The organism is Pseudomonas sp. DVZ6, assembly GCF_024259445.1.
GTDB lineage: Bacteria > Pseudomonadota > Gammaproteobacteria > Pseudomonadales > Pseudomonadaceae > Aquipseudomonas > Aquipseudomonas peradeniyensis.
This window is the reverse complement of record NZ_JANCLM010000002.1, coordinates 66,910-80,109: the sequence shown is the minus strand read 5'-3', so window position 1 is coordinate 80,109 and position 13,200 is coordinate 66,910. Positions and strand designations below refer to the sequence as shown.

The 13,200-nt window shown below is 68.2% G+C and carries 12 protein-coding genes; 2 read left to right on the top strand and 10 right to left on the bottom strand.

Annotated elements, in window-relative coordinates; genetic code table 11:
* Positions 1–26: 26 nt before the first annotated feature.
* The 10 genes from NMG10_RS01800 to NMG10_RS01755 all read right to left on the bottom strand — a co-directional run bounded on the left by NMG10_RS01800 (position 27) and on the right by NMG10_RS01755 (position 10,849).
* Positions 27–521, bottom strand: coding sequence for a RidA family protein (locus NMG10_RS01800; RefSeq protein WP_110737047.1), 495 nt, complete (start codon positions 519–521; stop codon positions 27–29).
* A gap of 75 nt (positions 522–596) precedes the next feature.
* A complete protein-coding gene (locus NMG10_RS01795; protein ID WP_254463650.1) occupies positions 597–2,171 on the bottom strand; it encodes an FAD-dependent oxidoreductase in 1,575 nt (524 codons plus the stop codon).
* Positions 2,172–2,491: 320 nt separating this feature from the next.
* The gene (locus tag NMG10_RS01790) at positions 2,492–3,685 is read right to left on the bottom strand and encodes a dipeptidase (protein ID WP_254463648.1); all 1,194 of its coding nucleotides are present in this window, start codon (positions 3,683–3,685) and stop codon (positions 2,492–2,494) included.
* Positions 3,686–3,884: 199 nt separating this feature from the next.
* Positions 3,885–4,841, bottom strand: a complete 957-nt coding sequence (locus NMG10_RS01785; protein ID WP_203646428.1) for an ABC transporter substrate-binding protein — start codon at positions 4,839–4,841, stop codon at positions 3,885–3,887.
* A 15-nt stretch (positions 4,842–4,856) separates the two neighbouring features.
* Positions 4,857–5,675, bottom strand: coding sequence for a class II aldolase/adducin family protein (locus NMG10_RS01780; RefSeq protein WP_254463646.1), 819 nt, complete (start codon positions 5,673–5,675; stop codon positions 4,857–4,859).
* The gene (locus tag NMG10_RS01775; RefSeq protein ID WP_254463623.1) at positions 5,672–6,616 is read right to left on the bottom strand and encodes a D-isomer specific 2-hydroxyacid dehydrogenase family protein; all 945 of its coding nucleotides are present in this window, start codon (positions 6,614–6,616) and stop codon (positions 5,672–5,674) included. Before NMG10_RS01775 ends, NMG10_RS01780 begins: the two co-directional genes overlap by 4 nt.
* Positions 6,613–7,803 carry an acyl-CoA dehydrogenase family protein gene (locus NMG10_RS01770; protein ID WP_254463621.1) on the bottom strand — a complete coding sequence of 397 codons (1,191 nt, stop codon included), beginning with the start codon at positions 7,801–7,803 and terminating at the stop codon, positions 6,613–6,615. Before NMG10_RS01770 ends, NMG10_RS01775 begins: the two co-directional genes overlap by 4 nt.
* Positions 7,800–8,567, bottom strand: a complete 768-nt coding sequence (locus tag NMG10_RS01765; protein WP_254463767.1) for an ABC transporter ATP-binding protein — start codon at positions 8,565–8,567, stop codon at positions 7,800–7,802. Before NMG10_RS01765 ends, NMG10_RS01770 begins: the two co-directional genes overlap by 4 nt.
* The gene (locus tag NMG10_RS01760; protein WP_254463619.1) at positions 8,564–9,379 is read right to left on the bottom strand and encodes an ABC transporter permease; all 816 of its coding nucleotides are present in this window, start codon (positions 9,377–9,379) and stop codon (positions 8,564–8,566) included. The genes NMG10_RS01765 and NMG10_RS01760 overlap by 4 nt, the downstream gene beginning before the upstream one ends.
* A gap of 573 nt (positions 9,380–9,952) precedes the next feature.
* Positions 9,953–10,849, bottom strand: coding sequence for a LysR family transcriptional regulator (locus NMG10_RS01755; RefSeq protein ID WP_254463617.1), 897 nt, complete (start codon positions 10,847–10,849; stop codon positions 9,953–9,955).
* A 110-nt stretch (positions 10,850–10,959) separates the two neighbouring features.
* Here NMG10_RS01755 and NMG10_RS01750 point away from each other — a divergent pair, with 110 nt between their 5' ends.
* Positions 10,960–11,562: a cysteine dioxygenase gene (locus tag NMG10_RS01750; RefSeq protein ID WP_254463615.1), complete on the top strand. Its 603-nt coding sequence runs from the start codon at positions 10,960–10,962 to the stop codon at positions 11,560–11,562.
* Positions 11,559–13,142: a rhodanese-related sulfurtransferase gene (locus tag NMG10_RS01745; protein WP_254463613.1), complete on the top strand. Its 1,584-nt coding sequence runs from the start codon at positions 11,559–11,561 to the stop codon at positions 13,140–13,142. The genes NMG10_RS01750 and NMG10_RS01745 overlap by 4 nt, the downstream gene beginning before the upstream one ends.
* Positions 13,143–13,200: the final 58 nt, after the last annotated feature.

Sequence of the window (13,200 nt, the reverse complement as noted above, 5' to 3'; positions counted from 1 at the left end):
CCGGCCGCCGCTATCGGGTTCGGGGTTCAACGGGCCTTGGCGGCGACCGCCTCGACTTCGATCAGGGCGCCGGGCAACACCAGCCCGGCCACCTGCACCGTGGTGCGGGTCGGTTTCAACGGTTGACGGTCATTGCCGAAGAACTGGCGGAAGCCGCGCTGCAGGCCGTCGAAATCCATGCGTCCCTGCAACCCCGGGTCGCCCACCAGGTACACCCGCAACTGCACCACGTCGCCCAGGCCCAGCCCGCGCGGCGCCAGGGCGGCCTCGACCTTGCGCAGCACCGCCACGGTCTGCGCCTCGGTGTCGCCGCTGGCGCGCAGCTCGTCCTTGGCCGCCTTGGGGTCGGCCGGGTCGGGCAGGATGCCGGAGACGAAGGTCAGCGCCGTGCCCGGCGGCAGGGTCGCCGACTGCAGGATCGGCGAGTTGGGATAGGTCGAGGGGACGCGCTCGATATCGGCGGCCTGGCTGGCCGCGGCGAACAGGACCCCCAACCCCAGAAGGGCGTGCTTGAAAGGCATGGCGAAGCTCCACTGATGTGTAGGCGCCAGCCTCGGAGGTCCGCTACCTGGCAGATGGTTTTAGTTGTGTAGTAGTCAGGCTGTCTGCCGGCTCTGCGAGGTGCCCTGGGCACGCTCGCACAGGTTGCGCACCACCCGCCGGGCGGCTCCGGCAGCGGTTTCCTGCCAGATACCGATACCGCTGTGGGCCAGGGCGTCGCTGGTCAGGTGCACCCGGCCCTGGGCCTGGTTGAGCAGGTCGTAGTCGGCGTCGGCCAGCGGGTGGCTGATCCACGGCCCGAGGCTGTGGGGTATGCGCCCCCAGTCCACCACCAGCGGTTTGCGCAGTTCGTGGTCGTGGCCCGGGTGCAGCAGCTCCACGGCCTGGCGCGACAGGGCGATCTGCTCGGCGACCGACTTGTCGGCAAACTGGCGGGCGGTCTCGCCGTTGTTGTAGGCGGCGACGAGAATGCCCTCGGCCTGGTTGAAGCCGCCGCTGGGGTACCACAGCCCGGACGACGCCTGGTTGATGAACGACAGGCCGCCGTAGATCTGGTAGTCGGTCTCCCAGAAGCGCCGGGACTGCCAGGCCACCTTGTTGGCGTGACCGAACTGCACGGCGGCGATGGCCTGGCGCACCGGGGCGCTGAAGTTGCTGTCGAGCTTCGCCAGCAACGGCAGCGGCAAGGCGATCACCGCATAGTCGCTGGTGATGCGCTGCGGCTGGCCATGCTGCTGGTAGCCGATCTCCACCCGGTCGTCGAAATGGCGAATCGAGCGTACCTCGGCCCCCAGGCGCAGGGCATCCTGCAGGTGGCGCTGGAACGCCAGGGGAATGCGGTCCATGCCGCCCACCGGCTGGAACATGGTCGGCGAGAACTCCGGGTACTCGTCGATCATCAGCGCCGTGCCCAGCGCCGGGTTGAGCAAGGTGCGCAGGGGCAGCGGGTCGTTGCGCAGGGCTTGTTGGTCGCCGGCCCCGGGCCAGACCTTGTAGCCCGAGCGCGCCGAACCCAGGTACTCGAGCTTCTCCGACAGGTCGCCCCAGGTGCGCAGGAAGCCCAGCAGGTTGCGCTGGTCGTCCAGGCTCAGCTCCTGGTCCAGGGCCTGGCGGTCGACGGCCTTGGCCAGCAGTTCGGCCAGGTGCCCGCGGCTGTCGTTGACCGCCTGGCGGATCTGCATCGGTGGCTGGTCGAGGTCGGGACGCACCAGGGCGTTGCGGCTGGTGTTGACCAGCACTTCAAGCTCCACCCCCAGTTCGCGGCAGTAGCCGAGCATCAGCTGATGATGGCTGGGCAACCGGCCAGGGCCGGCGTTGAGGTAGAAACCATCGTCGAACTCGACGGTCTGCACGCTGCCATCGGTGAACGCGACCCGGTCACCCCGGCGCACGGTCCAGTTGCGCCCGCCAACCCGCTCGCGGGCCTCCAGCAGGGTGACGGCAAAGCCGGCCTTGCGCAGCTCGTAGGCGGCCACCAGGCCGCCGATGCCGGCGCCGACCACGGTGACAGTGGCGCCCTGCCCGACACGGGCCAGCGGCAGCTGAGCGTAGTTCTCCTGGCTGGCCCGCGCCGGGGCCAGCGGCCCGAACAACCCGAGGGCCGCCGTGGCGGCTTGCAGGCCACCGACCATACCGATACGGGCAATGAGCTGGCGTCTGGTCAATGGCATCGCGGGCACTCTCCCTGGTCCACGGTTATCGCTTTCGGTTATGGCTTGATGTTTTCAAGCTACGAAAACGCTCTATGTGGAGCCATCCTAGAGAGCGGAATGAGCTAAGAGAAATACATTTTGAGCATATGCAAATATTAAAATGTGTAATGTCTTAAGCTTTGCATGCTGCGCAGAACGCATAATTATTTTGAAACACCTGCTTTTTTGTAGGAGCGGCCTTGTGCCGCGAAAGGGCCGCAAGGCGGCCCCGACGATCGACGATGTGACACCAATGCCTGGGGGCTGCGATGCAGCCCTTTCGCGGCACAAGGCCGCTCCTACAGTGGACACGTAGATTGCGCTTCTTCCATCACCCGCAACAGGTTCCCACCCCAGATATCCGCCAGGTCCTGCTCGCTGTACCCCGCCGCCAGCAACCGCGCAGTGATCTCTGGCAACTGGCTGACATCGCGCAACCCCTCCACCCCGCCACCACCGTCCCAGTCAGCGCCGATGCCGACATGCCGCGGGCCAACCACCTCGAGGATGTGCAGCAGATGACGCATGAAGTCGTCCAGGCTGGTCGCCGGCAACGGATACCGGGCTTCGGCCTCGCGTATGCGCCGGGCCAGGTCCGCCACCTGCGCCGGCGGCAGGCTGGCCGCCAGGCGGAACTCCCGGTACAGCGGCGCCAGGGCCTTGTCCCGCTCGGGGTTCGGCGCACGCGGCACCAGGTCGCTGGCGTAGGTGTTGACCTGCACCACTCCACCCTTGGCGGCGAGATGGCGCAATCGTTCGTCATCGAGATTGCGCGGATGCGGGCCGATGGCCCGGGCCCCGGAATGCGAGGCGATCACCGGGGCGCTGGACAACGCCAGCACCTGGTCGAACACCGCATCGGAGGCATGGGACACGTCAATGAGGATTCCCAGGCGGTTGGCCGCCTGCACCAGTTCGCGGCCAGCCGGGCTCAGCCCATGCCAATTCGGCAACGCGGTGGCCGAGTCGGCGAAGTCGTTGTTCTGCGCATGCACCAGGCCCAGCATGCGCAAACCCAGGCGGTGGTAAGTGGCCAACCGGCCGGGGTCGGCCGCCAGCGGTTCGGCATTCTCCATGCTGATCAGCACCACCCGCCGGCCGGAGGCGACGATCGCCGGCACCTCCTGCGCCCGCGTGGCCAGCGCGAATGCGTCCGGCCGGGCGGCGACCATGTCGCGGATCCGGGTCATCACCGCCAGGCCATGCTCGCTGGCCAGGGTACGGCCCTCGGGCGTGAGCGGTCCCTGGGGGGTGAAGATGGCGAAGAAACCGCCGTCCAGACCACCGTCGCGCATGCGCGGCAGGTCGACCTGGGACAGGTCGTCGGCATAGCGGTGGCGCTGGCCGATGTTCCAGCCGGGCCGGGCCAGTTGCATGGGCGTGTCCAGGTGGCTGTCGAGGACAATCAGGCGTTCGTGGAGGGCGCGGACATCGGCCAGCGCGCAGCCGCAGGCCAGTACCAGCAGCAAGGCATATCGAGTTGAACGAGGCATGGGATTCCTTTATGCCAGACACGGTCCCTGCCCTTCGGACTACGCAGTCGCGCAGGGAACTCTCACCCTGTGGGAGCGGGTTCACCCGCGAACACCGGCGCAGCCGGTGCCATACACCGCATCGCGGGGCAAGCCCGCTCCCACGCTACCCAGTCAAATCAAAGAATTATGTTTTGTTCCATGAGAGCGGCCGCGTTAATCACGAAGCCCAGCTAAAACTCCGATCCCACAACGGCGCCACATCCAGGCGCTGGGGCAGCACGCCGGCGGCGTAGAAAGTGTCGGCCACATCCTGCTGCGAGCGCACCGCGGCATCGTCCACCGCCTGCAGCACCCGCGGCCCGCTCTGGGCCTTGTACTGGGCGATGAACACTTCCCGGGGAATGCCCAGCACCTGCTCGCAACGCGCGGCCCAGGCCTCGGGGTGGTGCTGCACCCACTGCCAGCTGCGGTACTCGCGGCGCACGTAGTCCTCGATCGCCGCGCGCTTGCGCGGATCTTCGATCGCCCGCTGGTTGGCGGCGATCACGTAGTTGCCCGACAGGTAGCCCTGCCCGGTGCGCAGCACCCGCGCCCCACTGCGCAGCTCGGCCAGCTGGATGAAGTAGCCGAAGGTCACCCAGACATCCAGGTTGCCGTTCTGGAACGCGGCGAAACCATCCTGGGGCGTCAGCGCCAGGGGCTGGATGTCCGCCAGGGTCAGGCCCTGGTCCTTGAGGGCGCGCAGCAGCATGTAGTGCGAGGACGTGGAGCGGATGTACCCCACCCGCTTGCCCGGCAGCTCGGCCAGCGACTGCATGGTCGAGCCCTTGGGCACGACAAAGGCCTGGTTGTTGACGTCACCGGTCAGCACGGCGATGAGCCTGACCGGCGCCTGGTTGCGGATGCCGAAGATCGGCGGGATCTCGCTCATCGGCGCCAGGTCCAGGGTACCGCTGATCAACGCCTCAAAGCCGAGGTTGCCGCCGTTGAACTCGGCGTATTTCACCGCGTAGGGCGGGCGCTCGATGCCGGCCTCCTCGAAGAAGGTCGGCGCGGCGCCCTTGTAGGTGGCCACGCCCAGGGTCAGCCCCTGCCAGTCGCGGGCAAAGGCGCCGGGCAGCGCGCAGGCGAGCCCGCCCAGGGCGCTGTACTGCAGAAAACGACGGCGATTCATGGCGCCTCCTTGCACTCAGTCGAGAAAATCGGGTTCGTCGCGCAGCAGGCGGTCCCAGTACGGCTGGAAGCTGAACCAGCCGCCGAACTCGGTGCCGACCTGGCGCGCGGTGTGCTCGGCCACCGCCGCCGAGATCGGCCGCGGCGTGCCGGCGGCCTCGGCCAGCAGTTGCGCATGGGCGGCGTTGTCCAGGGCGATGAAGCGCCACACCGCGGCCTCTACCGTGCGCCCGACGGTGAGCAGCCCATGGTTCTGCAGGATCAGCGCGACCTTGTCCGGCCCCAGGGTGGCGGCGATACGCGCCCCCTCGCTGGCCTCCAGCACCACCCCGGTGAAGTTGTCGAACAGCGCGTGCTTGCCATGAAAGGCGCAGGCGTCCTGGGTCAGCGGGTCGAGCAGGCGTCCCAGGCTCGACCACGCCTTGCCGTACAACGAATGGGCATGGGCGGCGGCCACCACGTCCGGACGCGCCTCGTGCAGCGCCGCATGGATGGCGAAGGCGGCCAGGTTCAACGCGCCCTGCCCTTCGACGATCTCGCCCCGTGGGTTGACCAGCAGCAGGTCGCTGACGCGGATATGGCCGAAGTACACGCCCACCGGATTGACCCAGAAGTGATCGGGGTACTGAGGGTCGCGCACGGTAATATGGCCGGCGCCGCCCATGTCGAAGCCGTGCCGGGCGAACAGCCGGAACGAACCGGCCAGGCGCTGCTTGCGCAGCAACCGCTCGGCCTCGTGAGTCGATTGTTGCGGCGGGTCCTGCCAGCGATGCACGGTGTGGCCGTCGCGGGGCAATGAATAGGCGGTGGGTAGGCGGCTCAGCCTGGCGCTCATGCGGTCTCTCCTTGGGCCAGCAGGTTCTCCAGCGGTCGTCCGCTACGGAAATGCTCGAGGTTGCGCGCCAACAGCGCGGCGAGGTTGCGGTACACCTGCGCCGTGTTGGCCGAGGTGTGGGGGCTCAGCCGGACCTGGGGGTGGCTATACAGCCGGTGCCCGGCCGGCAGCGGCTCGGGCTCGGTGACGTCGAGGCTGGCCAGCGCCAGCTGGCCACTGTCCAGGGCCTCGAGCAAGGCGTCCTGGTCCACCAGGGCGCCACGGGCAATATTGATCAGGTGCAGGCTGGGCTTGGCGTGGGCGAGGCTGCGCCGATCGACCACATGCCGGGTAGACGGGTCGGCCGGCGCCGCCAGCACCAGGTGATCGGCGCGGGCGAACAGCTCCTCGAGGCTGGCCACGCCCCGTACGCCGGGCACCTCGAACGGCCTGGCCGAACGGCGCAGGGCAATCACCTCGATGTCCAGGGCCAGGGCCTTGCGCGCCAGGGCCTGGCCGATCCGCCCGAAGCCGTAGAGGCCCAAGGTGCTGCCGGCCAGCGAGGCCAGCGGACGTGGTTGCCATTGCCCGGGTTCGTCGATCCACAGATGTGGCAGTTGCTTGGCGGCGGCGAACATCGATGCCAGGGCGAATTCGGCCAGGCTGTCCGCCGTCACCCCGCGAGCACTGGCCACAGGCAGCGGCTTGAGCAGCCAGCCGGGAAAGTAGTCGATGCCGGAGCTGACCAGTTGCACGAAGCCGAGCCCGAACGGCCAGCCCGAGGGCGGCGCAACGGCGTCACGCAGGCTAGCGTCGGGCGCGGCCAAAAGGACCCGTACATCGTCCGGCAGGCCATGGGGCACACCCCTGGGCAGCGCCAGAATCTCCACGCCCGGCACGGCGGCGGCCAGCAACGCGTTGAACCGGGCGTCCAACTGGCTGGCGATACGCACGCCGCTCATGCCTGGCCGCCACGGCTGGGCAAGGCGAACGCCGCGCGTCCGGCGGCGCCGAGCACCGCGTCGTTCTGTGGTGTATGGATACGACTGCACAGCACGTCGCGATAATGCCGCTCAAGCGGGTTGCCCCGGGCCAGCGCCGGGTTGCCGATGGCCTCCACGCCCAGCTCGACGGCGCTGATGGCCTGGGTGGTCACCAGGTACTTGACCTGGGTGGCCTCGCTCGCCGGGATGCGCCCTTCGGCGGCGGCGTCGAGCAGGACCCGGTTGGACAGCAGCAAGGCATCGATGCGCCCCACCAGTTCCTGGAATCGCGACAGGCTCGACAGCGGCGCGCCGAGGTTGGCCGGCGTGCGCCCGGCCAGCCAGCCCACCAGCCAGTCGCGGGCGGCCCGGGCGACGCCGTCGTAGATGCTCGACAGCAGCACGGCCAGCCACAGTACGCCGTTGTGGTCGAGCTCGGACGGGCGTGGCTGGTGCGCCGGGAGGACATCCACGGCCTGTTCGGCGGGCACCAGTACATCATCGAAAATCACATCGTGGCTGCAGGTGGCACGCATGCCCAGGTGGTCCCAGGTTTCCTCGATGCGGATGCCCGGCGTGTCGCGGTGCACCAGCCAGGTGCCGACCCGCGGTTCGGCCTCGTCGCTGCGTGCCCACACCGCCAACCAGGTCAGCCCGGGGATGCCGGTGGAGTAGATCTTGCGCCCGCTGATCCGCCAGCCCTCGGCCACCCGCCGGGCGACGGTGCCCGGCAGGCCGCCCCGGGCCGGGGTGCCCAACTCGGGTTCGACGCGCAGGGCGTTGACCAGCGCACCGTCGGTCACCGCCTCGCGGGCCAGGCGCAGGCGCAGGTGCTCGGGCCAGGCCTGGTTCTGCTGCAGGCGGGCATGCTGCAGGTACTGCATCACCAGCACCAGGGCGGTGGATGGCTCGCCCCGGGCCACGGCGGCGATCACCCGCCGAGCCTGGGCCAGCGTTGCTTCGCCACCGCCCAGACGGCGCGGCACGGTCAGGGCCAGCAGGCCGTGTTCATGCAAGCGTTGCAGGTTGGCGTGGGGGAAGCTGCCCTGGCGATCGTGCTCGGCGGCGCTGGCGGCAAATTCGTCGCTCAGGCGGGCCAGCAGGTCGGCGAAGGCCGGTGAGTCGAGATCGGGCGCCTTGGCGCTGGTGTGCAGGTCGAGGCTCATCGTTGGGCGGTCCGTGCGAGGGTGTGGGCATGGCTGGCCGCGGGCGCTTCGACGCCGAGCAGGGCCAGCAGGTGTTGGCGCAGTTCCTGGAAGCCACGGCTGGCCACCTCGCGGTGACGCGGCAGGCGGATCGGGATCTGCTCGGCGAGGCGCCCCGCCTCCAGCACCACCACGCGGTCGGCCAGCAGCAAGGCCTCGTCGACGTCGTGGGTGACCAGCAGCACCGACGGCTGATGGGTGCGCCACAGTTCGAGGATCAACTGGTGCATGCGGATGCGGGTCAAGGCATCCAGCGCGGCGAACGGCTCGTCGAGCAGCAGCAGTTGCGGCTCGCGCACCAATGCCCGGGCCAGGGCCACGCGCTGGGCCTCGCCGCCGGACAGGGTGCCCGGCCAGGCCTCGGTGCGGTGCGCCAGGCCCACCTCACGCAGCGCCGCCAGGGCACGCGCTTTCGGCTCGGCGCCCCTCAGGCCCAGGACGACATTGCGCCAGGCCCGCTTCCAGGGCATCAGCCGCGGCTCCTGGAACACCGCCGCATGGGCGCCGGGCACCTCCAGGGTGCCCGCCTCCACCCGGTCGAGCCCGGCCAGCGCCCGCAGCAGGGTGGTCTTGCCCGAGCCGCTGCGGCCGAGCAAGGCGACGAACTCGCCGGGTGCCAGGTCCAGGTCCAGGCCGTCGAGCACCGTGTGGCCCTGGAACCTGCGCGTGAGCCCGCGCACCCGCACTGGGGGGCGCAGGCGTTGCAGTGCGACTTCCATGGTCAGTTCCTTATGAAGGTGGGGCGCCAGGCCAGGGCCAGGCGTTCGAGCAGGCGCACCAGGGCGTCGATGGACAGGCCCAGCACGCTGTAGACGATCAGGCAGATGACGATGACATCGGTGCGCATGAAGTCGCGCGCGTCATTGACCAGGTAACCCAGGCCAGCACTGGCGTTGATCTGCTCGACCACCACAAGGCCCAGCCAGCTGATGCCGAAGGCATAGCGCAGCCCGACGAAGAATGCCGGCAGCGCGCCGGGCAGGATCACATGCCAGACCAGCCCCAGGCGGCCCAGGCCGAACAGTTGCCCGGCCTCCACCAGCTTGGGGTCGACGCCGCGGATGCCGGAGAACAGGGTGAGGTACACCGGGAAGGTGGTACCCAGGGCAATCAGGGCGATCTTGGGCGTCTCGCCCACGCCGAACCACAGGATGAACAGCGGCACGATGGCCAGGAACGGCAAGGTGCGCAGCATCTGCACCGGCGAGTCGATGGCCAGCTCGCCGCGCCGTGACAGGCCTGCGAGCAAGGCCAGCGCGGTGCCCACGCTGACACCGATGGCCAGGCCGCTCAGGGCGCGCTGGAGGGACACCCACAGGTGCCCGGCCAGCTCGCCGCTGACGATCATCTGCCAGAGGGTGTCGCCGATGGCGCTGGGCGCGGCGATGATTCGCGGCGGTAGCAGGCCGCTGCGCGAGGCAAGCTCCCAGGCCGCCAGCAGCAGCAACGGGCTGACCAGTCGCAGGCCCAGATTGCGAAAGCCCTGCCAGTGCAGCAGGGCTGTGATGGGTACCAGGGTGTTGCTGTGCCGGGACATTCCATCTCCTCGCTCAAGGCCGTTCCATTGATTGCTGGCGGTGGCGGGAGTGTGGATCGAGCCCGCCGGTGCCTGGCTTGATCCTTATGCTATCGATCTTAAAAAGGGACGTGAAATTCGATCTGCTTCTAACCTAATATACAGAATGTGCATTTATTTATTGTTGTTATATAAATAATATTTTTGGTATTCGGGCGCAGGGGTTTTGATCGTGTTATGGCCGCAAGGTGTCCGCCGCAACCCTTGCAGCGCCCTCAAGATCGAGCGCCGCCCGCGCGGCGCATCGCGACGCAAGGCCGCTCCTACATCTGTTTCGGGCCAGTCAATCCTGTGACATTACCTGGTACGCCTTATTGGTACGACGCGGTTCCAGCGTGGGCACCACTGGCGCCCCACCTGTCTCACGACATGCACCAAGGCGGGCAACCATGGCCTGACAGGTTCGGCACGTTGCAACAAATGTAGGAGCGGCCTTGCGTCGCGATGCGCCGCGCGGGCGGCGCTCGATCTCGTAGGCGCTGCAAGGCTATCGCCAGGCACCTCTTCGCCTAAACACGATCAAAACCCAAAACCTCACCCCTGACTCACCACCCGCTGCGCCACCGTCTCGCCAAACAACGCCACCGGCGCCTGCAAATTCCCAAGAAAACGCGGATAAATCAGCCACAGGTCAATCACCGGCTTGAAGTCACTCACCTGCACGATCTCCAGGCGCTCGCGATGACGGCTGTTGTCCAGCAACGGCCGCGGCACCAGGCCGAAGCCCAGGCCATTGGCGATCAAGCCCAACTGCAACTCGGTACCGAAGGTCTCCAGGTTGATCCGCAGCGACAGCCCTTCGTCGTTCAGCGCCCGCTGCAGGCCGGCACGGAAGCCGCAGCCGTCGGGGTTGAGCACCCAGCCGCGCTGGTAGCAGTCGGCGAGCTTGCAACTGCGCTTGCCCACCTCGCCACGGGCGGCCACCACCACCAGGTCCATACGCGCCAGCGAACGGCCGACGATGCCCTCGGGGAACACCTTGCCGGCCGGGAACAGCGCCGCCACGGCGTCCAGCTCGCCGTTTTCCATCTTGCCCAGCAGATGGCTGCCCCAACCGGTGGCGACCTGGGTCTGCAGGTCGGGGTACAGCGCCTTGAGCTGGCTCAGGGCGTCAAGCAGTACCACGTCACCGATGGTCTGTGGCACCCCCAGGCGCAGGGCGCCGCTGGGCGAAGAGTCGCTCAGCACCAGCTCGCGCAGCGCGTCCATCTCGCGCAGCACCGCCCGGCACTGCTCGTAGACGCGCATGCCCATGGGCGTGGGTTTCAGCGGTTTGGTGTTGCGGTCCAGCAGGCTGACGCCCAGGGCCTCCTCGAAGTTCTGCACCCGACGGGTGATGGCTGGCTGGGTCAGGCGCAGCGATTCGGCCGCCTGGCTGATGGACTGGCTGCGGATGACGGCCACGAATGCATCGATATCATCTATCTTCATTCTTAATTCGCATAATAAATATCTGGAAAAATACGCAACAAGAATAATACCTTTTCCCTCGCCACGGTAGCGCCCGGCGCTGCCTCATCTCATGGACATCGAGGGAACCCATGTCTCAAACGCCCAACCTCGGACGGCTACGCGGCTTCATCGGCGAGCTGGCCGACCTCCTCGCCCAGGCGCCGGACGAGCCGCGCCTGCTCGACCACGGCGCGCGGCTGCTGCGCGACCTGGTCAGTATCGACGACTGGCTGCCGGACGACTACGCCCGGCCCAACCCGGAGCGCTACCAGCAATACCTGCTGCACGCCGATTCCAGCCAGCGCTTCTCCATCGTCAGTTTCGTCTGGGGGCCGGGGCAGGAAACCCCGGTGCACGACCACCGTACCTGGGGGCTGATCGGCATGCTGCGCGGCAGCGAGATCAGCCAGGGCTATGCCCTGGCGCAGGATGGCCTGCAGCAGGAGGGGCCGGCCGAACGACTGGAGCCCGGCCAGGTGATCGCGGTGTCGCCGCGCATCGGCGACCTGCACCAGGTGCGCAACGCCCATGCCGACCGCACCTCCATCAGCATCCATGTCTACGGCGCCAATATCGGCGCGGTGCGGCGTGCGGTGTACACCGCCGAGGGCACAGAGAAGCCCTTCATTTCCGGCTATTCCAACAGCCACCTGCCCAACCTCTGGGATCTGACGAAAGAGAACCGCGCATGAGCCAGGCCACCCACCGCAGCTACCACGCTATCCGCACCGCCCTCCTCGCCGGCCAGGAGCTGGCCTTGCTCGATGTCCGCGAGGAAGACCCGTTCGCCCAGGCCCATCCGTTGTTCGCCGCCAATGTGCCGCTGTCACGCCTGGAGCTTGAGATCTACGCCCGAGTGCCACGGCGCGACACGCCCCTCACCGTCTACGACGACGGCGAAGGCCTGGCGTCGACCGCCGCGCAGCGCCTGCTCGCTCTCGGCTACACCGACGTGGCGCTGCTCGAAGGCGGCCTGGCTGGCTGGCGCCAAGCGGGCGGCGAACTGTTCCGCGATGTCAATGTACCGAGCAAGGCCTTCGGCGAGCTGGTGGAGGCCGAGCGCCATACGCCCTCGCTGGCTGCCGACGAGGTCAAGGCGCTGCTCGACGCCAACGCCGATGTGGTGGTGCTGGATGCCCGTCGCTTCGACGAATACCAGACCATGAGCATCCCCGGCGGCATCAGCGTGCCCGGCGCCGAACTGGTGCTGCGCGTGGCGGAGCTGGCCCCCGATCCGGCCACCCGGGTGATCGTCAACTGCGCCGGGCGCACCCGCAGCATCATCGGCACCCAGTCGCTGGTCAATGCCGGTATTCCCAACCCGGTGGCGGCCCTGCGCAACGGCACCATCGGCTGGACCCTCGCCGGGCAAACCCTGGAGCAAGGCCAGTCGCGCCGTTTCCGCGCCGTGACCGCCGCCACCCGTGACAGCGCCGCGCAACGCGCCCGCCAGGTGGCCGACCGTGCCGGTGTGGCGCGCATCGATCTGGCAGGCCTGCGCCGATGGCAGGCCGAAGCGCAGCGCACCACCTACCTGTTCGATGTGCGTACGCCCGAGGAGTTTGCCCTCGGCCACCTGCCCGGCGCCCGCTCCACGCCCGGCGGCCAGTTGGTGCAGGAGACCGACCATGTCGCCAGTGTACGCGGCGCCCGCCTGGTGCTGGTAGACGACGACGGCGTGCGCGCCAACATGAGCGCGTCGTGGCTGGCCCAGATGGGCTGGGAGGTGGCGGTGCTCGATGGGTTGTCATCGGACGACTTCACGCAAACCGGTGCCTGGGTCGCGCCCGTGCCGGTGCCGGCCCAGGCCGAGACCATCAGCCCCGCCCGCCTCGCCGACTGGCTATCGGAGCCGGATACCCAGGTGCTGGACTTCACCACCAGCGCCAACCATGTCAGGCAGCATATTCCTGGCGCGGTGTGGGCGCTGCGCAGCCAGCTGAAGGAGGTGCTGGCGTCATTGTCCGGAGCGCGGCGCTTTGTCCTCACCTGCGGCTCAAGCCAGCTGGCGCGCTATGCCGCGCCGGAGGTGGCGGCGCTGAGCGGCAAGTCGGTGTTCGTGCTCGAGGGCGGCAACAGCGCCTGGATTGCCGAGGGACTGCCTACTGAGCAAGGCGAACAGCGTCTGGGTGCGCCGCGCATCGATCGCTATCGACGTCCCTATGAAGGCACCGACAATCCGCGGGAGGCGATGCAGGGGTATCTGGATTGGGAGTTCGGGTTGGTGGACCAGTTGGGGCGGGATGGGACCCATGGGTTCTTTGTGATCTGAAGAAAAAACACCCGACTATCGGCCCTGTGCTGTCGATTGCGCGGCTGGCGCGCACCCT